A 20,515-nucleotide genomic window follows, 5' to 3' on the forward strand; every position below is an offset into this window, starting at 1 on the left:
CCGCCGAGATCCGTGCGGCTACGTGTGGCCGAACGTGTTCTGAGCGTGCCCGTCCCTGCGCAGCTGGGCGGCGCGGATGGTCAGGTAGTCACGTTCAGGGGAACTGGTGGTGCGGGCGGCCGCTGCCGTGTAGTGGGTGATGGCGGCGTCGAAATCGCCTGCCATTTCGCGGAGATGGCCGCGGACGGCGTCGAGCCGGTGACTGCCCGCCAGCTGCTCGTCGAGGGTCGAGGCGAGTTCGAGACCTGCCGAGGGCCCCGACACCATTGCGCTGGCCACCGCGCGGTTGAGGGTCACCATGGGGTTGTCGGAGAGCTGTTCGAGCCGGGTGTACATCGTGCGGATCGTCGGCCAGTCGGTGTCCTCGGCGCGCGCCGCCTGCGCGTGCAGCACCGCGATGACCGCCTGGATCTGGTAGGGCCCGCGCAGGCCCTCGGCCAGCGTGCCGGTGGTCAGCGTGGTCCCCTCGGCGATCAGCGCGCGATCCCACAGCGCGCGGTGCTGTTCGGCCAGTGGGATGAGTTCGCCGTGCGCGCCGGTGCGCGCGGCCCGCCGGGCATCGGTGAGCAGCATGAGCGCGAGCAGCCCGATGACCTCGGCGTCGTCGGGCAGCAGCCGGTGCACCGCCCTGGTCAGCCGGATCGCCTCGCCGGAGAGGTCCGTGCGGTGCAGCGACGATCCCGAGCTGGTGGTGTGGCCCTCGTTGAAGATCAGGTACAGCACGTGCAGGACCGCGCCGAGCCGCTCGCGCCACCGCGCGTCGCCGGGGCGCGCGAAAGGCCGGTCCAACGTGGCCAGCTTCTTCTTCGCCCGCGTGATCCGTTGCGCCATCGTCCTTTCCGGCAACAGGAAGGCGCGCGCGATCTGCTCGGTGGTGAGGCCGCCGACCGCCCGCAGGGTGAGCGCGATGGCACTCGCCGGCGACAGTGCGGGGTGGCAGCACAGGAACAGCATCGCGAGCGTGTCGTCGTGGTCGACCGGGGCGGCATCGGTGACGTCGCGTTCGAAGGCGGTGGTCTCTCTGCGCCGCCGGGCCACCTCGGCGCGCACCGCGTCGGCCATCCGACGCTGCGCCACCTGGATCAGCCAGGCACGGGGGTGGTCCGGCAGACCTTCGGACGGCCACTGCGTGGCGGCCGCAAGCATCGCCTCCTGCAGTGCGTCCTCGGCCGTGTCGAAATCGCCGAACCGGCGGACGAGCGTTCCGAGGACCTGCGGCGCCAGTGCGCGCAGCAGGTCCTCGGTGCTCGCCGGGAGCGATGTGTCGTCGGGCACCGCACGCCGGTCGCTCACTGCTCGGTGGCGGGAGCGCCCATCACCGCGCGGACTTCGATGTATTCGCCGATCGGTTTGCCGCCGGGGCCCGGTGCGGCAGAGGCTTGCGCTGCGATCTCGTAGGCCCGGTCGGGGCTGTCCACGTCGACGATCCAGTACCCGGCCAGGAACTCTTTGGTCTCCGGAAACGGCCCGTCGGTGACTACCGGTGCTGACCGCCCGTCCGAGCTGACCACTCGTGCTTCGGTCGGACCAGCCAGCCCCTGCCCGTCGACCAGTTCGCCCGACTCAGCCAACTGTGCACCGAGCGCACGCTGGAAGTCTATGTGCGCCCGGATCTCTTCCGGCGACCATTGGGCTATCGGAGTGTCGCAGTAGGCGGCGGGTGCATAGGTCTTCAGCAGCATGTACTTCATGGTTCGACTCCTCTTCTCCGGCTCCGGGCCGTTCGGAGCGCCCGTGCGGCGCGCTCGGGAAAAGGTCGGAGTCCGTCGTGCCGATTCGACGTTGTTCTGATAGTGATCAGCATCACAACGGCGCGGTCACGTCGGCGAGCCGATCCGGGTCGACCGGCTCGCCGGCGAGGATCAGCTCTTTGATCCGGTCGCTCACATCCCAGACGTTCACGTTCATCCCTGCGAGTATCCGATTGTCCGAGTCCAGCCAGAACGCGACGAACTCGCGCGCGGCAGGGTCGCCGCGCACGACGACCCTGCCGTAGCCGCCCGGCGCCGCATAGCCGGTGTACTCCATGCCGAGGTCGTACTGGTCGGTGAAGAAGTAGGGCAGCCGGTCATAGGTGGCTGGTTTGCCGAGCATGGTCGCGGCCGCGACCGCGGGCTGGTTGAGCGCGTTCGCCCAGTGCTCCACCCGGATACGGCTGCCGAGGACCGGGTGCTGCTGCGTGGCGATGTCACCGACGGCGACGATGTTCGGATCGCTGGTGGCCAGATGCTCGTCGACGAGCACGCCGCCGTCCACCGCGAGCCCAGCATCGGCGGCCAGCTCGATGTTCGGGCGGGCGCCCACTGCGACCAGCACCGCGTCGGCCTCGATCGTGCTGCCGTCACCGAGCCGGACACCGTCGGCGAGCGCGGTCGCGATGGCGTCCTTCGTGGTGATCTCGGAGACCTGCGCGCCGAACCGGAAATCGACCCCGTGCGACCGGTGCAGGTCGGCGAACACCTCGCCCATCTCCGGGCCGAGCGCCGCGAGCAGCGGGAGGTCGGCGGTCTCGACAATGGTCACCTGAACACCGGCCGCACGGGCCGCCGCCGCGACCTCCAGACCGATCCAGCCCGCGCCGATGATGACGATCCGGCGTGCGCTGCCGAACAGCTCGATCAAGGTATCGGAGTCTTCGATGGTGCGCAGCGTGTACACATTGGGTGCGTCCGCTCCGGGAATCGGCAGCGTGCGCGGCGTCGAGCCGGTGGCGAGCGCAAGCTTGTCGTAGGGCACAGTAGAACCGTCGGGCAGAGTGACCGTCTTAGCGGCGGTGTCGAGCCCGGTCACCGTGGTGCCGAGCCGGACCTCGACATGATGGTCGCGGTACCACTGGGCGGGGGCGGCGGTGAACTCGCTGAGCGCCTTCTTGCCCAAAAGGTGTTCCTTCGACAGCGGCGGACGTTCGTAGGGCAGCTGCTCCTCGGCGCCGATCAGCGTCACGCTTCCGTCGAAGTCCTTGTCCCGCAACGCTTCCGCAATTTTGGCCGCGGCCAGCCCGCCGCCGACGATGACGAAACGCTGATCAGAACTCATAGCGGACTCCTTCGCGGAAGGGAACCGGGCTCCTGCCGACCAACCCTACTTGGCAGCTGCGCGGCAGCTCGGGAAAATGGCGCGTCGGGTGGGAACGAATCGCGCGTCGACGTGGTTGGTCGGTATGGGCGGCGGGTGTGCCGCACCACCCATACCGGACGCGATCGAGAGGAAGCCACCCGTGACCGACAAAGCCACCAAGGATGTCGCCGATTTCTGGTTCGACCCGCTGTGCCCCTGGTGTTGGATCACGTCCCGCTGGATCCTCGAGGTCGAGCAGGTCAGGGATATCGATGCCCGGTTCCACGTGATGAGCCTTTCGGTTCTCAACGAAGACAAGGAAGATCTGCCCCCGCAGTATCAGGAGTTGCTTGCCACCGGGTGGGGCCCGGTCCGAGTCGCGATTGCCGCGGCCCAGGAGCACGGCGACAAGGTGCTGTCGCCGCTTTACACCGCGATGGGCACCCGCATCCACAACCGGCGCGCCGAATACGACCGGGAGAGCCGCAAGGAGACCCTTGCCGCGGTGATCGCCGACTCGCTCGCCGAGGTCGGCCTGCCCGCCGAACTGGCCGCGGCGGCCGAAAGCACCGACTATGACGAGGCGCTGCGCAAGAGTCATCATGAGGGTATGGACAAGGTGGGACCGGACGTCGGCACCCCGACCATCCACATCAACGGGACCGCGTTCTTCGGCCCTGTCCTTTCCCGCATTCCGCGCGGCGAGGAGGCGGGCAAACTCTGGGACGGTGCCGTCGCGCTGGCGTCCTACCCGCACTTCTTCGAGCTGAAGCGGACGCGGACCGAGGATCCGTCGTTCGACTGAGCGTCGATGTGCGAGTGCCGCGGCGAGCGGCACTCTCACAGGTCATGGAACGGGTTTCGACGGACTCGCCGGGGCTCGGCCGTAGGGACTCGGATAGCCGCTCGACGGGGGCGACGTGGCGTTCACGGGCAGGTTCGGGCGCAGGAACAGCTTGCCGTGCCTGCTGCGGTCGCGTAGCGCCCACATTCGCCAGGTGAGCACCGGGTGGTTGGACGTGGCGTTCACGGCCCAGACGAAGAAGCCCTTTTCGAACGCCGCCCGGTCGGCCATCTCGTCGAAGCCGACCAGCTTGTTCAGGTATTTGCCTGCGGCCAGCGTGCCCATCGCGGCGGGAACGCCGTTGTGCCGATAGCGGTAGCCGTGGTTGTCGGCGGTGTACTCTTGCGCGCGGATCAGCGAGCTTCCGATGATCGGCAGGAATGGCACCAGGAACATGCCGAGCTGTCGCCAGTACGAGGTGTGCCCGGCGGCGATGTGGCCGACCTCATGGCCGATGATGAACGCCAACGCGTCGGGTTCGCGTGCGGCGCCGCCGATCTCGAAAAGGTCGCTGTACACCACGACGTAGCGACGGAAGCCGTGTCCGCTGGCGAACGCGTTGATCTGACCGTTGCCGAGCACCACATACGCGTCCGGCACCTTCGTCATGCCGAAGCGGGCGGCTGCATCGACCACGAGCTGATATCCCTCGGGGAATTGGGTCGGCGACATCTTCACACCGTTCACCCGCTGGGTCGCGTAGCTGACGCCGCGGCCGAGCCACAGCACAAGCGGGGCCGCCGCGAACGCGAGAACGTACTGGTCGAAGTTGCCGGTCGCCAGTAGCAGCAGCGCGATCAGATAGGCGAACACGGTCAGCACGATCACGACGACGAGCATCGGGATCTCCCAGCTATGCCTGGCGGGCATGCCGAACGGCGCGAGACCGCGCGGCTGTCGCTGCGGTGGGAGCCCAGGTGGCACCGGTGCGCCTGGGTAAAGGTTGTACTGGTACGGCGCCGCCGGATACGAACCCGATGGGGCGGCGGGATACGAGCCCGGCGGATGCGGCTGGCCGTAGGGCGCGTCCTGGGCACGGGCCCACCCCGCCTGCTGGGCATACGTGTCGGCCTGCGGGCCCGCCGGGTCGTGCGGCTGGGGTTCGTGCGGCTGCATGGGATGGACTCTATTCAGTTGCCGGGAAAGGGAAGCGCAGCCTCAGACGGTGTTCGGACCTGTGGCCGTGAACATGGCGTACCAGTCGATTCGCGCAGACGGTATGTGGTCTTGATCGAGGGGTGTGCCCTGTCGCGAGCGTGGGTGGGCAGCCTGACACAATGCCTGCCATGCGCGTATACCTGGGTGCCGACCATGCCGGTTTCGAACTGAAGAATCACGTCAAGGCCCATCTGCAGCAGGCGGGCCACGACGTCGTGGACTGCGGCGCGCTCGAATACGACGCGCTCGACGACTACCCCGCCTACTGCATCGAGGCGGCCCGCCGTACCGTCGCCGATCCCGACAGTCTGGGCCTGGTGTTCGGCGGCAGCGGCAACGGCGAACAGATCGCTGCGAACAAAGTGCCCGGCGCCCGCTGCGCGCTGGCCTGGAGTGTCGAGACCGCCCAGCTGGCCCGCCAGCACAACAACGCGCAGCTGATCGGTATCGGCGGCCGCATGCACTCCACGGAAGAGGCGCTGGCCATTGTGGACGCGTTCCTCACGACCCCGTGGTCGAATGAGGAACGCCACCAGCGGCGCATCGATATCCTCGCCGAATACGAGAAGACCGGCGTCGCACCGTCGGTCCCCGCGTACTGAACGCACCGCGGTACGGCTGTGCCGGAAGGACATACGTTGCACCGCCTCGCGCGGCTGCATCAGCGTCGCCTCGCGGGTAGCGTGGTGCGCGTATCCAGCCCGCAGGGCAAGTTCGCCGCCGGCGCGGCCAGGGTGGACGGTCAGGTGCTGACCAACGCTGAGGCATGGGGAAAGCACCTGCTGCACCATTACGATTCGGGCCTTGTCGTGCACGTGCATTTGGGCCTTTACGGCAAATTCAGCGAATCCGAGCTGCCGATGGGGGAGCCGGTCGGGCAGGTCAGGATGCGGATGATCGGGGTGCCGCAGGGACAGCCCGGATTCGGCACCGACCTGCGCGGGCCGACCGCCTGCGAGATCCTGTTCGCACCTGAGGTTTCCGCGCTCACCGATCGGCTCGGCCCGGATCCGCTACGCCGCGGCGCCGACCCGGATCGCGCATGGCACCGTATTCGCCGCTCGCGAAGGCCGATCGGCGCTCTGCTGATGGACCAGCAGGTGGTCGCCGGAGTAGGCAACGTCTACCGCGCGGAACTGCTGTTCCGGCATCGGGTTTCGCCGCATCGGCCCGGTACCGCCCTTGCGGACGGCGAGTGGGCGTCCATGTGGGCCGATCTCATCGCGCTGATGGGCGTGGGGGTGCGCGTCGGGAAGATGGTCGTGGTGCGACCAGAGCACGATCATGGCGAGCCCTCGTATTCGCCCGATCGTCCGCGCACCTATGTCTATCGACGCCACGGCGCACCGTGCCGATTGTGCGGCACGCCGATCGCCCATCAGGTCATGGAGGCGCGAAACCTCTTCTGGTGCCCCACCTGCCAACCGGGCTGATCCGGCGGCGCCGGTCGCGAGGCGGACAGCTGGTCTGTGGAATGCGTCAGCCCGCGACGGCCGTGTCGATTTCCGGCTCGTCGGCGAACGCGAACCGGCGGCCACCCGCCGTCTTCGCGGAGTACATCGCACGGTCGGCGCGGCGGAGCAGATCGGTGAAATCGCATGGGGTGCCCGGCGGGTTGTAGGCGGTGCCGACGCTCGCCGACACCGGAACAGGGCCCGCCGACGACCAGACCGGGTCACGCAGCGCGGCCACGATCCGGTGTGCGAGATCGCTGAGCGTGTTGCGGTGCGGGTTGATGGCGAGCACAAACTCGTCGCCGCCGTACCTGCAGATCACCGTGTCCGGCGGACAGGCTTCGCGCAGCCGGTTGGCCAGCTCGACCAGCACCTCGTCGCCGATCGCGTGGCCGTATCCGTCGTTGATCTGCTTGAACCGATCCAGGTCGATCAGCAGCAGCCCGACACCGCGAGTCGGATCGGTCGCCATCAGCCGCACCTTGTCCTGTAGCAGCGTCCGGTTGGCCAAGTCGGTGAGCGCGTCATGCGTAGCCTCGTGCCGCAGCCGATGCTGCAACGCGGCGATCTCCTGCACCCGCAGCGACACCTTGGCCGAAAGGTTCTGCTCCTGCTGCGCGAGCGCCCGCTCCTGTAGCGCCTGCGCGTAACTGTCGATCGCTTGACTGGCCACGAGCGGCCAGCGGGTGGCCACCAGCGAACCCGGTGTGCCGGACGGAAAACCGAGCAGCCACCGGGATGCCTGCGCGAGCATCCGGATCCGGTCGAACGGCGCCTCGGCGAGCCTGGCCCCGAGAATTCGCGCCTCGAGTACGGGGAATGGCTCGGACCTGGCGAGCGTGCGCAGTCGCTCGACGATCTCGATCAGTACCGGCTCCAGCTGTTCGGGGGCCGTGCCCGAACCGGGCTCAGCGCACACCGCACAGGCCCATGCTCGGGCCATGGTGGCTACCGGGGGCTCGATATTCGTCGACATCGAACTCACCCGGTGTGGATGACGTCGGTACTCAGGTGCCCTGTTCTGGCACAGGCGCCGGCGCCACTCCGATCGTTCCCACTGCTACGCGGTTGTGTCCACCTGGTTCGGTGCACGCTCACCGCCCCCTTTCCAGATACCCCCGTCCGGCAAAAAGGATCCTAGCAAGCCAATCGGCATCGAAACGCCCAGTTTTGCAACGTGTTCTCGATCCATCGCGAAAAGCGATCGGGTATGTGATCGCTCCCAACGCTGAGGTGTTACACCTCAATTCGTTCGCTGCGAAATCGCGCTCCGACGCGCTGGTGGAGGGTGGTGCGCGGGTGTCGGGCCCGGTCCGGACCGACCGGCCGCTGCCGGTCCCGCAGAGATCAGTTCTCGCACGCGACGCCATCGCCGTCCCTGTCCAGTCTCGAGCTGTAGCCCGGATCGCCTCTGTGCAGTGGCGCCGCGCCTGCGGCCTTCGCGTCGGAGCAGTTCGAGTAGCGAACGCTGCCTGCGGGCGGTGCAGCGGGAGCGGGTGGCGTCGCTGGAGCCGCCGGTCGCGATTCGGGCGTCGGTGGCCGCGGTGGCGGTTCGGCGATCGGCGGGAGGGCCGTCCCCCATGGCGCTGACGTGCTCGGCTGTTGGGCGGTTGTTGTGGTTGCCGTGCGGGTAGCCGACGGCGTGCGCAACGGTGTCGTGTTCGGTTGCCGTTGCTCCGATCTGTTGCCTGCACCGCACCCGGCACTGAGCAACGTGCCCAGCGGGCAGGCTGTTACGGCGAGTCGTGCGGTCCCCATCGGAAATCCCTCTTGCGCGGCATTCTGGGCGTGACCGGTGACCGCCTGGTGGGCTACCGGCTCCGCTGATGGGAGTCGTCACGCCTCATCAATGTTCCACCGTCCGGCACCTGATACGCCAGAGTTTCGAGGAAATGGCCCCTTTAAATTTCGCCTCGTGCGCCGTACCGCCCGCCGGGTCCGGCCGTCCGACATGTCGACGGCACCAGGATGTGGACCGGTCAGCCCACACCTGCGAGAATTCGCTGCGCGGGGGGCTGATTGGCTTTTCGGAAGCCGGGTTCGGTAGAGTCGGATCGCACACGACATCGTGGCGATCCCATCGGTGTCGTATGCCTGCGGGTGTAGTTCAATGGTAGAACCTCAGCCTTCCAAGCTGATGGTGCGGGTTCGATTCCCGTCACCCGCTCCACAGAGCATTCATCCTCGTCGGCGGCCGGACCACCGCGAGGGCAACGGGGTGTAGCGCAGCTTGGTAGCGCATCCGCTTTGGGAGCGGAGGGTCGCAGGTTCAAATCCTGTCACCCCGACCACAATTCAAGACCTCGACTGTTGCGATCGCGTCGGCCGCAACCGCTTCATCAAGGGATTGTCATGGAGCCCGCGTCGCAGGTGATCCGGCAAGCGACCGGCTCGTGTTGCTCGGTGATGGATGGGAGCTGGCGACTCCGGCGGGTGACTGTGGGTGGTTGGAAAGTGGGCCGAGCGGCTCCACTGTCCCATTCCCGGACCCCGACCGCCCTTCCGCTGAGGCAAGGCATCCACCACCCGAGTCGCCGTCACCTGAATCGGTGACGGACTGTGTGGGACCGTTGCGCTCACGCGATCCGGACTCGGCCTTCGCGATGAGCCGACGCGGTGATCCGCTCGGTGGTGTCCTCGTCCTCGAGCCTGATGGCCACCGCTTCGGCGTCTTCGGTCATGGGATCCGTATACGTAAGTGCGTTAGGCGGATTCGTCGCGCCGGAACCGACGCGACTATCGATCCGGAGGGGCATCGGATTACTGGCTTCCCGTGCCGAGTCGGATGTTCCGTGTCGCTCGGCAACTTTTCGGCATCCGCGAAACGCAAGGGGAGCTTGTCGATTCGCCAGCCATTGTTCACCGAACAAGGCTGTGCGCTGTGAGCATTCGGTAGTCGCAACTAGTGAACAGTTTTGAAAGACGCGAACAAGTCTGTCTACGTAGGTATTCAACGTGGAAAGGGACCTAGGTATGTATCGGAGGTTTGCGGCCGACTCCGTTCGGATCGAGCGGACGCGTTCGTCGCAGGCTGTGGCGGCGAGTGGGTGCGCGAGAGTAGTCGCCTGAGAAGATGGCGGCGGCCGCGCTGATCGTGAGCCCGGACGACCCGGTGGTCCGGGACTACGGCCCGAAGAACCCGGTGGTGTTCCGCCGCTTGAAACGCTGCTCGTCCCGAAGAAGGGAACCGCTATATCGTCAGCGGTCGACCGCAGGCTGAGGGCCGGGTATCGGCGGCGACGGCACTGTGGGTACGCCGGACAGCGGAGACGGGCTGGGCAGTGCGGCCGGGCTGGGCAGCTTAGGCGCTGGCAACTCGGAGTGTCGAGCGAACGCTTGGTCGATCAGTTCGGAGGCCGCCCTGGTCACGATCAATCGGGCGATCGCCAGGTCTGTCTCCAGCTTGGTGCGGTCCCTCGGCGTGCGCGGTGATTCCTCGTACGCCTGTCCGGCCAAGCGGTAGAACAACTCGGTGGCGAAGCGGTCGGCGATGCGGTCGCAATCGGCCCTCAGCCGTTCGACCAGGTGAAAGGTATCCCGCATCGGCAGTCCGGTGTCGGTGAGCCGGGTGGCCAGATCGCAGCAACGCGGGTTGGTGACTCGGTACGCCTCGAGCGGATCCTCGCTGGCGGCCAGTGCCTGCTTGGCGTACTCCGGCAGCTCGGAGAAGTCGTCATCGGGGTCGGTGGTGGCTTCCGAATCCGGTCCGGCACCGTTCGCCTCTTTCACGCCGAGAACCTCCGCGAGTCCATCGCCGCGGTCCCATGCTTCGAGCAACTCCCTGATGCCGTTCAGCTTCATGCCCCGCCCCAGCAGACGGCTGATGGTCTGCAACCGGTCGAGGTGGTCCGATCCGTAGTACCCGATCCGCCCGCGCACCTCCGGCGAAGGCAGAAGCCCCCGCTCGTGGTACACGCGGACGCTGCGCACGGTGGTGTCGGCTGCCCGTGCCAGTTCGTCGATCGTGAATTCAGAGTCTGCAGCCATGTTTAAAAGGAAACCATAGTCGGGCCTCCGGGGAAAATGGTCCGTTTCATAACGTGCCGTTAAAAACGGTAGCTGGGCGTTGCTGCGAGGTCAACGAGCCGTTACGTAGCGGGACAAGAGGTTGTGCCCTGGGCAACAGTGGGCTACCGTGCATAGACCAGCTTATCGCGGCTGGCTTCCGGGGACTGTTGAGCAGCCCTGATGACCGTCCGATCCATGGGACACGCACCTGTATCAGGCGTGCCCTCGGCATCCCCGGAGATGGCTATGAGCATTACGCGAACCCTTCCGATGGACACGGGATCCCTTGCAGCGGCAAAGATCTCGTCGATTCCGGCAAAGTCGAACCAGCGGCCACCATGTGCCGACGTCCCTGACAACTGGGATATGGACACTGGTACTCCGGATGCCTGGCGAGCGGCGGTCCGAACCTGCCAGAACTGCCCCCTCTTCGTACAGTGCAGCCAGCTGGCGCAGACGCTCACCGCCCGAGGCGACGGCCCTCGCGCGATGATCTGGGCGGGCATCGCCTACGACAACTCCGGCAGTGTCATCGAGAACCTGGACCGGCATCGCGCAGCCCCGATCGACCACAAGCGCCCTATGCGCATCATCCGCAACGGCCCGCGGCCGCTGCGCACGGTATCCACCCTTCCCGCACCCCGTCGGCACATCGTGCTCGGGCAACCGCTGAAACCGACAGGAACCGACGGTCTGTGACTATGCTTCATGGACCTTTCTGCTTCGGATCTCTGTTTGGTGGTGCGTAACTCATGACAGTGTTGGCATTGGAGATCGGTTCATCGAGGTTCGCGGCGAGTCGGGTCGCCGACAATGTCGACACCGACGACATCCGGCAGATTCCGGTGCCATCCTCCGCCGCGTGGGACCAGTGCCGGGAACTGTTGCTCGAGGTCGCGGACGGCGCCGAGGTCACCTGCCTCGGCATCGCCTCGACCGGACCGATCGATATGGCAGCCGGAGTGGTCGCGCCTTCGGAAGTTCCCGAGTGGCGAACGGGTTTCGGTATCGTCGAGGCCGCGCGAAAGTTGTTCCCCAAGGCTACGGTCCAGCTCGCGCTGGATGGTGTATGTCTGGCGCTGGCCGAACGGAATCTCGGCGCCACACGCGACGCGATGGACGCGCTGGTGATCAACCTGTCCGACCGCATCAGCGGCGGGATCGTGGTCGGCGGATTCGTGGTCGTCGGGCGGACCGGCAACTCGGGACACATCGGTCACGTCTTGGTCCCCGGCTTCGATGATCGTTGCGCATGCGGCGGCCGCGGCTGTCTGGAAGCGGTCGCCGGTGGCGCGTCGGCGGTGCGCTGGGCTCGGGAGCAGGGCTGGGCGGGTACCTCGGTGTCGGAGCTGGCGGAGGCCGCCCGCATGGGCGAGAGCATCCCCGCCGCGGCGCTTGGCCGAGCAGGCACGGCGCTCGGTCGGGCGATCGCGTCGGTGACTGCACTTCTGGACACGAACCTCGTCGTACTCGGAGGCCCGGTCGCCGAAGCAGGCCCCGCGCTGTGGAAGCCGCTCGGCGAAGCGGTCGCCACGCACGCCAGGCTGAGCTTTCAGTCCGGACTGCGTGTTGTTCCCTCGCAGCTCGGGGAGTTCGGAGTGCTCGCGGGTGCCGCTGTGTTTGCAATATCTGCGCAGGGCTCCTGATCAGGCCGCACTGCGGCGTAATACCAGGCAAGAGAAGAGGTTCGGATCACTCGACGGATTCGCTGTTTGCAAGCCGAGGAGTCTCGCCGGACGGTGCGCCTTTGCGTCCGATCAGCTGAACTCAATGTGAACAAAATGAACACCCGGTCGTGCGTTCGACGAACTTGGTGCACACTTCGTAGGAATGGGCCCGGCGCGGCTTGATTGAGCCGCTGAATAACGGTACATTGCCTGAGTCACATGATGTCTCATCCGGATTGAGGTGGATCCGGAGGAACGGCTGGTACGGGCGAAGTGCGAAGCGAAGTGGCGCAGTGATTCCATGGGTGACTATCGAGACGTTGGCGCCGGACTGCATGTCGGTGGCGTCGGTGGGCGATGCACCGCGCGAGTTCGCGAGCTGGCAGCGGGTGCTGCAGCGCCTGCTGTCGAAGGCGCCCGCACTCTATGACAAGCTGACGACCGCCGGGTTGACCGAAGCCATCCGTACGGCGCATGAGCAGGCACAGGATGTCGATCTGACGATCCAAACGGGCTCCGGTCGGCACCAGCTGCTGATCAGGCCGGTGTTCGGCCCGGCAGGGGATGTCCACGCGGTGCGGCTTTGGCTGGGACCTGCCGCCGAGCGGGTGCCCGTCCTCCGTCCTGCGGTCGGCGCCATCTGGGACCTGGGCACGCAGACCATTCAGCAGCCGAGCGGCATCACCAGATTGTCCGGCAGTGCGGCCGAACAATACGTACCCCGGATGTCCATCGCGGAGTTGTTCCACCGGCTGTCGAGCTTCGATCGGCACGCGCAAGTCCTCGACCTGCTCTACGAACCCAAGCCCGGTGACCGGATGCAGTTCGACACCACTGTCGTGTCCGGGTTCGGGCGTCCCGCGCAGTGGCGGATCACCATCCGTGCCAGGGACGACGAGCGGACGCGTGGTGCTTGGTGGCTGATCGAGGATGTCACGTCGGAGAATGTGCCGCCGGCGTGGCCGACGCTGGAGCGAATCGGGTTGCGCGAAGCCCATCGTCGCGCGGGGACGCATCTGGCTGTCCTTCAGCTCGAGTACACCAGCATCTCGCACTGGCTCACCGATCCCGCGCCGTGGATCCGCTGGGACTATCTCTTCCGACCCGTCGACGTGTTCCATCCCGACGATCGATCCCGGTTGGCGGAGCTCGCCGACCGGCTCCGCTCCGGCGACAGCGCTGGTGTGACTCTGCGGTTGCTCAATTACGGCGGCGGCTACACGCCGACCTCGTTGCTGCTCTATCCCTACCCCGGGTACTCGAGCAGGCAGCTCGCGATCGCGCAACTCGTTCGGGTCGCGGACGATGTTCCGCTGCTGGAGACCCATCGCCAGGTCGTGGAGCCGCGGCAGCGCAGTGCGCCGATCGGCTACGACGATCAATTGCGGCACTGGCTTGCGGGCAGGATGAAAAGCAACCCGGCCTGCTGACAGTTGATTCCCACTGTTGGGAACGGCTGACCGGTTGGGATCGCATGTGCTCTCTACCATTTCGGGAGTGAGGACAGTGGTTCGCGGACCGGCAGATTCAGGTGAGGCTTTGCTTCGCCGGATGGCCGCGCGCCGCCGCCGCGACAATATCTTAGTCGCGGTGCTTGCCGTGCTCGCCGTCCTCGGCGGCGGCCACGCAATCCTCAGTGTGTTCGACTCTGGTCCACCTCCGCCGTCCGATGATTCGACAACCGCGATTGTCGGCCGTTCGCAATTGGCCGGATCTTTCGCTGAACAGTTCGTGGTGACATATCTGACCGCCATTGCGGGACAACAAGATCGAGTTGGCGAATTCGTCGGCTCAGGTCAGCAGATCGCGTTGCCGACGTCCGCGCGACAGGTGTCCGACCCATCGGTCGTCTACGTTTCGCGTACCGTGTCCGCCAGTAGCCTGGACGTTTGGTCGGTGACGGTGTCGGTCCGGATCGGCAAGGGCGGAACCAGTGGGACTCCGGAGACACGGCAGTTCTATCGGGTCGCGGTGTCCGTCTCCGACGGGCGACTACGGGCGCTGTCGGTGCCCGCGGTGGTCCCGCCGCCTGGGAAGGGCGTCGAACTCGCGCTGGCCTACTCCTCGCCCTGCGCGACGGATACGCCGCTGTCCCAAGTGGCGGCCGGATTCTTGGGCGCTTTGTTGGCGGGCGCCGGTGACGTAGCCCGCTACACCACACCGGATTCGGGCCTTGCCGCGCTGAAACCGGCTCCGTTCACGGCCGTCGAGCTGGTCGCGCTCACCGCCGACAACGCGGCCTGCGGGTCCAGTGGTGCGAAAGCCCAGGTGCTGGCCACCATCAACCCCAAAGCCGATACCGGCGCCACCGCGACCCTGGCCTACCCGCTGACGATGGTCCGCAACGGGGGCCAATGGCAGGTAGTGTCCATCGATCCGGTTCCCGCTCTGTCGAGTCCGCTGGCGGTGGTCGCCGGTCAGGATTCCCGCGGCGGCGCGCCGACCAGTTCGACCTCGCCACCTTCGACGTCGGTGAACATTCCGCCGGCGACACAGAATTGATCAGAGAAGAGGCAGCCCAATGGGTAATCTCAGCAACATCCTCTATGGCGTGCTTATCTTCGTTCGCTGGGCGGGGTTGATTCTGATCACGATCCTCAGCATGGCCGTGCTGATTTCCGAAGCGGCGCGATCGAGGCTTTCCCCGGCCAAGATCCTCGCGGTCGCAGGGTCGGCGGTTCTCGCGGCGGTTCTGTTCTGGATACTGCCCACCCTCGTCAATTACGCGCGCACGGACTCCAACATCATCGTTCCCGACCATCCCATCGGTGGCTATCGATGACCCAGGTCCAGCTGATCAAGGTGTTCACGCCGATCAAACGTGTTCCCACAATGATCGGCAAGGCACAGAACGGGCAGAAACTCCCGTTCGGGCCGTATACCCTGCCCCAGGTCGCCGGAGGCGTCGCGCTGATGTTGGTGACGTCGGTGTGTGCCATGACCTTCCCGATCAATCCGGCGGTCACCTTCGTGACCGGTCTGGCCTTGACCGTCATGGCGGTCTTCACGCTCGGACTCGTGCCGTACACCGGTGTCCGGATGACTTCGCGGGCGATGTGGTTCGGCAGGCTGATCGTCTACCGCAAGCCGGTGTCCGCCTCGGGCATGCCGATCACCAGTGATTCGGTGCGCCACACCATGTTCATCGAGGAGACCGTTGTTCTTCTCCTCCCTGATCGACGGGGCGTGGGCCCTGCGGCGAACACCAAGACCGATGTTCGGCTGCTCGAGGTGATCGGGGCTGGAGGTAGCGGCGCCGACCTGCGGGACCGGATGAACGGCAACGGCAACGAACAGGCATCCGGAGGAAGCCCCTGATGGCATTCGGACGAGATCTCCAGCCCACCGCGGCGATTCGCGGCAACCTCCAGTTCACCCATTCGGGGCTGGTCACCGCGACGTACTTCATCAACCCGCTCGGCTACGGCCTGCGCAAGGCCAGCGACAAGCACGATGTGAAGATCGCCCATCATGCGCTGATCACCAACCTGCCGAACGGTTCCCTGCTGCTCGGCATCCAGGCGCGGCTGAACACGATCGACGTGCTCACCAAGATGGTGGAAGGCGTCGACCTGGACGAGTGCGAGGACTACGCCGATGAGGTGGTCGCCTCGTATGAACGGGTCCGAGCGATCGCGCCGCAGACACGGATCTATCTGCTGTCGATTCCGGTCGGAGCCGCCAACTCCGGCGTCTCCGCGCTGTCGCGGATCTGGCGAGGTAGCACCACCACGATCGACGCCACCGCGGTCTCGCGGGCCGAATTGGACGCCTACGACGAGGAAGCGAACACGATCCTGTCCCGTATCGGGGCCGATTTCGATCCGGTTCCGGTGCCCGCCGCGCTGTTCCAGTGGCTGTGGGAGCACTACCTCTCACGCGGCGCGGTCGGCGAGCCGGTCGCACCGACCCGGGCTGGAGCGCTGGACGATGCGACGTCGGCCGTGTTCCGCTCCGCGGCGCTCGACGAAGGAGCGCAGGCCGACAGCAATCGGCGAGTCCGTCCGTCGTTCGTACCGGTCATCAAGGTGGTGCAGCCGGACTCCGTGTACCGGCCCTCCTATCAGGCGATGCTCACACCTCGGTCTTTTCCCTACGCTGGCATGACTTTTCCCGGCGGCAGTGAGTTTCTCAACGTGCTCGAGGGCCTAGGGGACGTCACGGTCGACTGGGGGATGCGGGTGTCGACCAAGCCCGCGGAGCAGGTGCTGAAGAACAACGAGCTGAGTCTGCGGCGGCTCGGCGAGCAGATGGACCAGCGTGACCAGGAGGTCTCCTTCGCGCAGAACACATTGATGTCGAAGGCGCAGATGCTGGGTGAATACAACCAGCACTTCGAGGTCAACGGTGGCGAATCGGAAGTGTCGTTCACCACCGTCATCGCCATCGGCGGGCCATCGCGCGACGCGACGCTGGACGCGGTGAATGCGCTCAAGCGCCGCTACAAGCGGTTCCAGGTGGAGATGACCGCACCGGTCGGTGCGCAGGTCGACCTGTGGTCGATGCTGATACCGGGCAACCCGCCGCGCCGCGCGTTCGACGATTTCGCGCATATCGTCCCGTCCGATATGTGGGCTGGTTTCGTCCCGTTCACCACGAGCCAGATCGGTGACGACAGTGGCCCGGTGATCGGGGTCAACCTGCTGTCCGGCCAATTCGAGCCGATCCACTTCGGCATCATGGAGGCGGCGCTGCACGACCTGTCCGCGTCGTTCGCGGTCACGGGCGAACTCGGGTCGGGCAAGTCTTATTTCCTCAAGCTCATGGCCGTTCTCGTACACGATATGGGCGGCCAGTTCCTGGCCATCGACCGCAGCCAGGTCGGCGAGTGGGAGCATTTCGCGTCCGCTATCGACGACGCCGTCGTGATCGACCTGGCCAATCCGAGCGTGTCATTGGATCCGCTTCGCCTGTTCGGCCCCCGGATAGCAGGGGAGCGCGCACTGGACTCGGTTCTACCGCTGCTCGACCTGTCGCCGACATCCGGAGCCGGTGCCGTCGCCGCCAACCTGCTGACCCCCAAGGCGATTGCCCAACACGGCATCCGAAGTCTACTCGACCTCTTCCACGTCGTCCGGCGGCTCCGTGACGATCCAGGGATCGGAGACGAGTACGCCGACTTGGCGGCGCGACTCGGCACCGTCGTCGAGCGGGTTCCGGTGCTCTTCGACCCGAAGTTGCGACCACTGCAACTCACCGCCGCGGCGACTGTCGTCCGCAGTCACCACCTCGCGTTGCCGACGGCCGAGGAACTCACCACGCCGCACCTGTACAACCGCTTGCCGCTGACGAAGCGGCTCGGCACCGCGCTGTACGAACTGGTCGGTGTCGCCGCCCGCGAAGCCTTCCTCACCGACAACGGCAGATTCGGGCTGCTGGTCGGCGACGAGGCCCACCATTTCACCCAAACCCAGGTCGGGTCGGCGGTGACTTCGGACTTCAGTCGGGACGGCCGCAAGCACTTGGCCGCAATCGGACTGGCCTCGCACGACCCCGCCACCGACTTTCAGGGTGCGGCACACAATCTGATTCCCAATCGGTTCGTGTTTCGGCAGCGCGATGAGACCCTGGCGCGCAATAGCTTGGAATGGCTCGGCGTCGATCTGGAAGAGGCGCCGTTCCTGCTGCAGATATTGCGAGAGGAGACCTCTCCGCCGGTCGGCGCGGGTCGGCAGGTGCCAGACGAACGCCGCGGCGAGATGTTCATGCGTGATGCGTTGAACCGTATCGGCCGCGGCAAAGTGCTCGGCCCCGCGCGTCCGGACCGTGCCGCGGCGATCACCAGCACACCGAACTCGGCAGGTGGGCGTACGGTTCTTCCGGAAAGACAGGTAGTGCAATGAGTTTCCTTGTCGGAAAGAGGGGGAAGCGGCTGTGTGAGCCCCCCTTCTTGATGGCGTGGGAACCGGAGTTGTGGGATACCGACCGTTGGCGGCCGCAGACGGTCTTACGGAGATGTCGTGATTGGGTCGCCGCGACTCGTCGTCGACGCTGGACGGCCTGGATTCTCGTCGCCCTCTTCGTGCTGTTCGTATGCCCAGGCCTCGTGGGTGCCCTGGCCACGGCGGATACCAGCGCACTGACAGCAGGGTCGGCACCCAACAGCGCGCTCGGCTGGATGGGTGTGAAAGATACGTCGGGGGTCGAACTCTCGACCTACATATTCGCTACGAATCGCGGCGGGGTGTTGAACCCCGGGAACACCGTGTTGTCGCTCCTGATCAGTGTCCTGTTCGCAGTGTGGCTGGTCCTTGTGACAACTGGGGTCTGGCTACCTGGTCAGACAGTGGGTTTCGGATGGCTGAACATGGTGAGCGCGCCGCTGCAAGCGGTGGCCGACAACCTGACGGGACAGATCGCGACGCCGATCGTGCTTGTGACGTTTGTAACGATCGGTGCCGTCCCTGTGGGGTGGTTCATCGTGCGCGGCTATCAGGCCAAGGCCACGATGCAAGTCTTGACGATGTTGGCAGTGGCCATTCTGGGGCCGTTTTTTCTGTCCGCCCCGCTGGCCAAGGTCTTGTCATCGGACGGGTTACTGGTACAGGGGCGTGACCTGGGCATCTCGGTCGCGGCCGGTTTGAACGGTAACAGCAATCCGAATCCGAATCAGTTGGTCGCGAAGATGCAGACCGACATGGCGGATAATTTCGCGCGAAAGCCATTGCAGGTCTGGAACTTCGGGCACATGGTGGATGACCGGCCGTCCTGCAAGGCGGCATGGTCCGCTGGTGTCTCGGCCGGTGATGAAGACCGGGTGAAGAATGGGATGAAGTCTTGCGGTGACAGCGCCGCATATTCGGCGGCCGATAATCCGAGTGTAGGTCAGATCGGAGCCGGTCTGCTGCTGTTGCTGTCCGCGGCTATTCTGCTGATATTCGCCGCATACCTGGCCCTCAAGGTCATATGGGCCGCACTCGACACGATCTACTACGGGTTCATGACGATCTTCGGGTTCGCCGCGGGTGGGTTCGTGTACGGTCCGACACAGACTTTCACAGTCCGCTGTGTAGTACACGGCTTCGTCGCGGCGGCAAAGATGGCCATCTTTGTCATCTTCCTCGGTATCTATGAGCTGTTCCTTGGCAGTTTGTTCCAACAGGCGCGCGGCCAGGTCATGTCGGTGTTCGTCATCGGGGCGATCGTCGAGGTTGTCGCCATCTTGCAGCTGCGGCGTCTCAGCAAGGGCCTCGACAGCGGCAATGACTGGATAGCCAACCGGTTCGCGATGGCGATACAGAGTGGCTTTGCGAAGGACGGTTCGGGTGGTGGGGGGACCGCTCTGGGAATGGGCAACTCGGGTGCGGGCAACTCGTTGACCGGACTCGCAATGCTCGGCGCGGCCAGCACGATCAGCGGTTCGCCGATCACCGCATGGCTCGCGGGCGGGATTCGTGACTCAGGTATGCCTAACGCGGTTGCCAAGAGCAGGGCGGACAAGATGCAGTGGGGATTCGCGAAAGAGTTCGGCGAGGAGATGAAAAATCCCTTTTACGATCGCCGTTCTCTGGGCGATTTCGCGACGGCCGGAATTCGGTCGTCCAAAGCGCACCCCAATAGTCAGCTGGCTGCCGCTTATGCGGCAGAGAGCGTATCGAACATGACCGGTGGCAGTATGGGATCCGTAAGCGCTGCCCTCGCCAAGGCGGGATTCGGATGGCGGATCGCGCAGAAGGCGACTACGGTCCAAGCGGATATTCTGCGGCACGCGGACGCCGAGCCCCTTGCCTCGGCACACTTGGCGCGTGTCATCGCCGCCCACAAGCATTTCGAACAGGATATCGACAACCCGACGTGGAATGAAGCCAGGCTGGGCGGGTTGAGAGCGACTGTCGGAAGGTATCGGCACCACAACAGCGGTGGTGTCACCATCCCTGATGGGATGGTCAAGCTGGGCAACGCATATTTCGATAAACCTACGCACGGTTTTATCGAGACACTGCAGGAGATGTCGGATGGAAAGGCGGTCAGCACACCGCTTGAATGGACGAACTCGCATGGAGTGACAAGTCCACTCAAGAAGCGGGAAGCGGAGCGGCTGCAGAAATGGATAACGAACGAACATGCACTCAGGGTGCAAGCGGCGACGGATTGGGTAGCCCAAGAACCCACCGACTTCCGACGGGTGCGGCGTCTTCGTGAAGAAATAAACAATGCCTCCGCAACCAACCACTGGCAGTCCGGTCGTCCGAGGACTGGCGCCACTTCGCTCTCGCCGCCGTGGAAATCGGATACCAATATCCTTCCGGATATCCCCACCGATATTCTGAATAGTGCGAGACATCCCTGATCCGTACCGCAGATCGCCAGTGCTTGCGATGGGCCTG

At 65.6% G+C, this 20,515-nt stretch carries 18 protein-coding genes and 2 tRNA genes; 13 read left to right on the forward strand and 7 right to left on the reverse strand.

Features of this window, described 5'->3' with window-relative positions:
• Nucleotides 1–18: 18 nt before the first annotated feature.
• The 3 genes from OHB12_RS31725 to OHB12_RS31735 all read right to left on the reverse strand — a co-directional run bounded on the left by OHB12_RS31725 (nucleotide 19) and on the right by OHB12_RS31735 (nucleotide 3,036).
• The gene (locus OHB12_RS31725) at nucleotides 19–1,275 is read right to left on the reverse strand and encodes an RNA polymerase sigma factor (protein WP_327113514.1); all 1,257 of its coding nucleotides are present in this window, start codon (nucleotides 1,273–1,275) and stop codon (nucleotides 19–21) included.
• 14 nt (nucleotides 1,276–1,289) lie between these two features.
• Complete coding sequence (locus OHB12_RS31730) at nucleotides 1,290–1,691, reverse strand: YciI family protein (RefSeq protein WP_327113516.1); 402 nt, start codon at nucleotides 1,689–1,691, stop codon at nucleotides 1,290–1,292.
• A 112-nt stretch (nucleotides 1,692–1,803) separates the two neighbouring features.
• Nucleotides 1,804–3,036: an NAD(P)/FAD-dependent oxidoreductase gene (locus OHB12_RS31735; protein WP_327113518.1), complete on the reverse strand. Its 1,233-nt coding sequence runs from the start codon at nucleotides 3,034–3,036 to the stop codon at nucleotides 1,804–1,806.
• Nucleotides 3,037–3,160: 124 nt separating this feature from the next.
• Here OHB12_RS31735 and OHB12_RS31740 point away from each other — a divergent pair, with 124 nt between their 5' ends.
• Entirely contained in the window at nucleotides 3,161–3,862 is a 702-nt protein-coding gene (locus tag OHB12_RS31740) for a mycothiol-dependent nitroreductase Rv2466c family protein (RefSeq protein ID WP_442800155.1), read from the forward strand.
• A 42-nt stretch (nucleotides 3,863–3,904) separates the two neighbouring features.
• On the opposite strand, the gene OHB12_RS31745 is transcribed toward OHB12_RS31740, so the two are convergent.
• Nucleotides 3,905–5,017 (reverse strand): M48 family metallopeptidase, encoded by a 1,113-nt coding sequence (locus OHB12_RS31745; protein WP_327113522.1) that lies wholly within the window; start codon nucleotides 5,015–5,017, stop codon nucleotides 3,905–3,907.
• A 170-nt stretch (nucleotides 5,018–5,187) separates the two neighbouring features.
• Here OHB12_RS31745 and OHB12_RS31750 point away from each other — a divergent pair, with 170 nt between their 5' ends.
• On the forward strand, nucleotides 5,188–5,661 hold the full coding sequence (locus OHB12_RS31750) for a ribose-5-phosphate isomerase (protein ID WP_327113524.1): 474 nt from the start codon (nucleotides 5,188–5,190) through the stop codon (nucleotides 5,659–5,661).
• 18 nt (nucleotides 5,662–5,679) lie between these two features.
• Nucleotides 5,680–6,492, forward strand: coding sequence for an Fpg/Nei family DNA glycosylase (locus OHB12_RS31755; RefSeq protein WP_327113526.1), 813 nt, complete (start codon nucleotides 5,680–5,682; stop codon nucleotides 6,490–6,492).
• 46 nt (nucleotides 6,493–6,538) lie between these two features.
• On the opposite strand, the gene OHB12_RS31760 is transcribed toward OHB12_RS31755, so the two are convergent.
• Entirely contained in the window at nucleotides 6,539–7,489 is a 951-nt protein-coding gene (locus tag OHB12_RS31760) for a GGDEF domain-containing protein (RefSeq protein ID WP_327113528.1), read from the reverse strand.
• Between the two features lie 371 nt (nucleotides 7,490–7,860).
• Nucleotides 7,861–8,271 carry an excalibur calcium-binding domain-containing protein gene (locus OHB12_RS31765; RefSeq protein WP_327113530.1) on the reverse strand — a complete coding sequence of 137 codons (411 nt, stop codon included), beginning with the start codon at nucleotides 8,269–8,271 and terminating at the stop codon, nucleotides 7,861–7,863.
• 338 nt (nucleotides 8,272–8,609) lie between these two features.
• Between OHB12_RS31765 and OHB12_RS31770 the strand changes: the two genes are divergently transcribed.
• Both OHB12_RS31770 and OHB12_RS31775 read left to right on the forward strand, forming a co-directional pair.
• Nucleotides 8,610–8,683 (forward strand) — tRNA-Gly (locus OHB12_RS31770).
• 44 nt (nucleotides 8,684–8,727) lie between these two features.
• A tRNA-Pro gene (locus OHB12_RS31775) sits at nucleotides 8,728–8,804 on the forward strand.
• Nucleotides 8,805–9,711: 907 nt separating this feature from the next.
• Here OHB12_RS31775 and OHB12_RS31780 read toward each other — a convergent pair.
• Nucleotides 9,712–10,500 (reverse strand): MerR family transcriptional regulator, encoded by a 789-nt coding sequence (locus OHB12_RS31780; protein WP_327113532.1) that lies wholly within the window; start codon nucleotides 10,498–10,500, stop codon nucleotides 9,712–9,714.
• Between the two features lie 387 nt (nucleotides 10,501–10,887).
• Here OHB12_RS31780 and OHB12_RS31785 point away from each other — a divergent pair, with 387 nt between their 5' ends.
• The 8 genes from OHB12_RS31785 (at nucleotide 10,888) to OHB12_RS31820 (ending at nucleotide 20,478) form a co-directional block, all read left to right on the forward strand.
• Nucleotides 10,888–11,220, forward strand: coding sequence for a hypothetical protein (locus tag OHB12_RS31785; protein ID WP_327113535.1), 333 nt, complete (start codon nucleotides 10,888–10,890; stop codon nucleotides 11,218–11,220).
• Nucleotides 11,221–11,273: 53 nt separating this feature from the next.
• Nucleotides 11,274–12,167: an ROK family protein gene (locus tag OHB12_RS31790; protein WP_327113537.1), complete on the forward strand. Its 894-nt coding sequence runs from the start codon at nucleotides 11,274–11,276 to the stop codon at nucleotides 12,165–12,167.
• Nucleotides 12,168–12,493: 326 nt separating this feature from the next.
• A complete protein-coding gene (locus OHB12_RS31795; RefSeq protein ID WP_327113539.1) occupies nucleotides 12,494–13,618 on the forward strand; it encodes a GAF domain-containing protein in 1,125 nt (374 codons plus the stop codon).
• 121 nt (nucleotides 13,619–13,739) lie between these two features.
• A complete protein-coding gene (locus OHB12_RS31800; protein WP_327113541.1) occupies nucleotides 13,740–14,690 on the forward strand; it encodes a conjugal transfer protein in 951 nt (316 codons plus the stop codon).
• A 19-nt stretch (nucleotides 14,691–14,709) separates the two neighbouring features.
• Nucleotides 14,710–14,970: a hypothetical protein gene (locus tag OHB12_RS31805; RefSeq protein ID WP_327113543.1), complete on the forward strand. Its 261-nt coding sequence runs from the start codon at nucleotides 14,710–14,712 to the stop codon at nucleotides 14,968–14,970.
• Nucleotides 14,967–15,506 carry a hypothetical protein gene (locus OHB12_RS31810; RefSeq protein ID WP_327113545.1) on the forward strand — a complete coding sequence of 180 codons (540 nt, stop codon included), beginning with the start codon at nucleotides 14,967–14,969 and terminating at the stop codon, nucleotides 15,504–15,506. The genes OHB12_RS31805 and OHB12_RS31810 overlap by 4 nt, the downstream gene beginning before the upstream one ends.
• Nucleotides 15,506–18,031 carry an ATP-binding protein gene (locus OHB12_RS31815; protein ID WP_327113547.1) on the forward strand — a complete coding sequence of 842 codons (2,526 nt, stop codon included), beginning with the start codon at nucleotides 15,506–15,508 and terminating at the stop codon, nucleotides 18,029–18,031. The genes OHB12_RS31810 and OHB12_RS31815 overlap by 1 nt, the downstream gene beginning before the upstream one ends.
• Nucleotides 18,028–20,478, forward strand: a complete 2,451-nt coding sequence (locus OHB12_RS31820) for a hypothetical protein (RefSeq protein WP_327113549.1) — start codon at nucleotides 18,028–18,030, stop codon at nucleotides 20,476–20,478. The genes OHB12_RS31815 and OHB12_RS31820 overlap by 4 nt, the downstream gene beginning before the upstream one ends.
• The last annotated feature ends 37 nt before the right edge of the window (nucleotides 20,479–20,515 follow it).

It is taken from the genome of Nocardia sp. NBC_01730 (genome assembly GCF_035920445.1).
In the GTDB taxonomy this organism is placed as follows: Bacteria; Actinomycetota; Actinomycetes; order Mycobacteriales; family Mycobacteriaceae; genus Nocardia.

What these genes read in the sequence shown, in the direction of transcription:
- OHB12_RS31730 (WP_327113516.1), bottom strand. Translation starts at nt 1,691, where the DNA reads ATGAAGTACATGCTGCTGAAGACCTATGCACCCGCCGCCTACTGCGAC.
- OHB12_RS31785 (WP_327113535.1), top strand. Translation starts at nt 10,888, where the DNA reads ATGGACACTGGTACTCCGGATGCCTGGCGAGCGGCGGTCCGAACCTGC.
- OHB12_RS31790 (WP_327113537.1), top strand. Translation starts at nt 11,274, where the DNA reads ATGACAGTGTTGGCATTGGAGATCGGTTCATCGAGGTTCGCGGCGAGT.
- OHB12_RS31740 (WP_442800155.1), top strand. Translation starts at nt 3,161, where the DNA reads ATGGGCGGCGGGTGTGCCGCACCACCCATACCGGACGCGATCGAGAGG.
- OHB12_RS31780 (WP_327113532.1), bottom strand. Translation starts at nt 10,500, where the DNA reads ATGGCTGCAGACTCTGAATTCACGATCGACGAACTGGCACGGGCAGCC.
- OHB12_RS31760 (WP_327113528.1), bottom strand. Translation starts at nt 7,489, where the DNA reads ATGTCGACGAATATCGAGCCCCCGGTAGCCACCATGGCCCGAGCATGG.
- OHB12_RS31810 (WP_327113545.1), top strand. Translation starts at nt 14,967, where the DNA reads ATGACCCAGGTCCAGCTGATCAAGGTGTTCACGCCGATCAAACGTGTT.
- OHB12_RS31750 (WP_327113524.1), top strand. Translation starts at nt 5,188, where the DNA reads ATGCGCGTATACCTGGGTGCCGACCATGCCGGTTTCGAACTGAAGAAT.
- OHB12_RS31805 (WP_327113543.1), top strand. Translation starts at nt 14,710, where the DNA reads ATGGGTAATCTCAGCAACATCCTCTATGGCGTGCTTATCTTCGTTCGC.
- OHB12_RS31800 (WP_327113541.1), top strand. Translation starts at nt 13,740, where the DNA reads ATGGCCGCGCGCCGCCGCCGCGACAATATCTTAGTCGCGGTGCTTGCC.
- OHB12_RS31745 (WP_327113522.1), bottom strand. Translation starts at nt 5,017, where the DNA reads ATGCAGCCGCACGAACCCCAGCCGCACGACCCGGCGGGCCCGCAGGCC.
- OHB12_RS31815 (WP_327113547.1), top strand. Translation starts at nt 15,506, where the DNA reads ATGGCATTCGGACGAGATCTCCAGCCCACCGCGGCGATTCGCGGCAAC.
- OHB12_RS31765 (WP_327113530.1), bottom strand. Translation starts at nt 8,271, where the DNA reads ATGGGGACCGCACGACTCGCCGTAACAGCCTGCCCGCTGGGCACGTTG.
- OHB12_RS31735 (WP_327113518.1), bottom strand. Translation starts at nt 3,036, where the DNA reads ATGAGTTCTGATCAGCGTTTCGTCATCGTCGGCGGCGGGCTGGCCGCG.
- OHB12_RS31820 (WP_327113549.1), top strand. Translation starts at nt 18,028, where the DNA reads ATGAGTTTCCTTGTCGGAAAGAGGGGGAAGCGGCTGTGTGAGCCCCCC.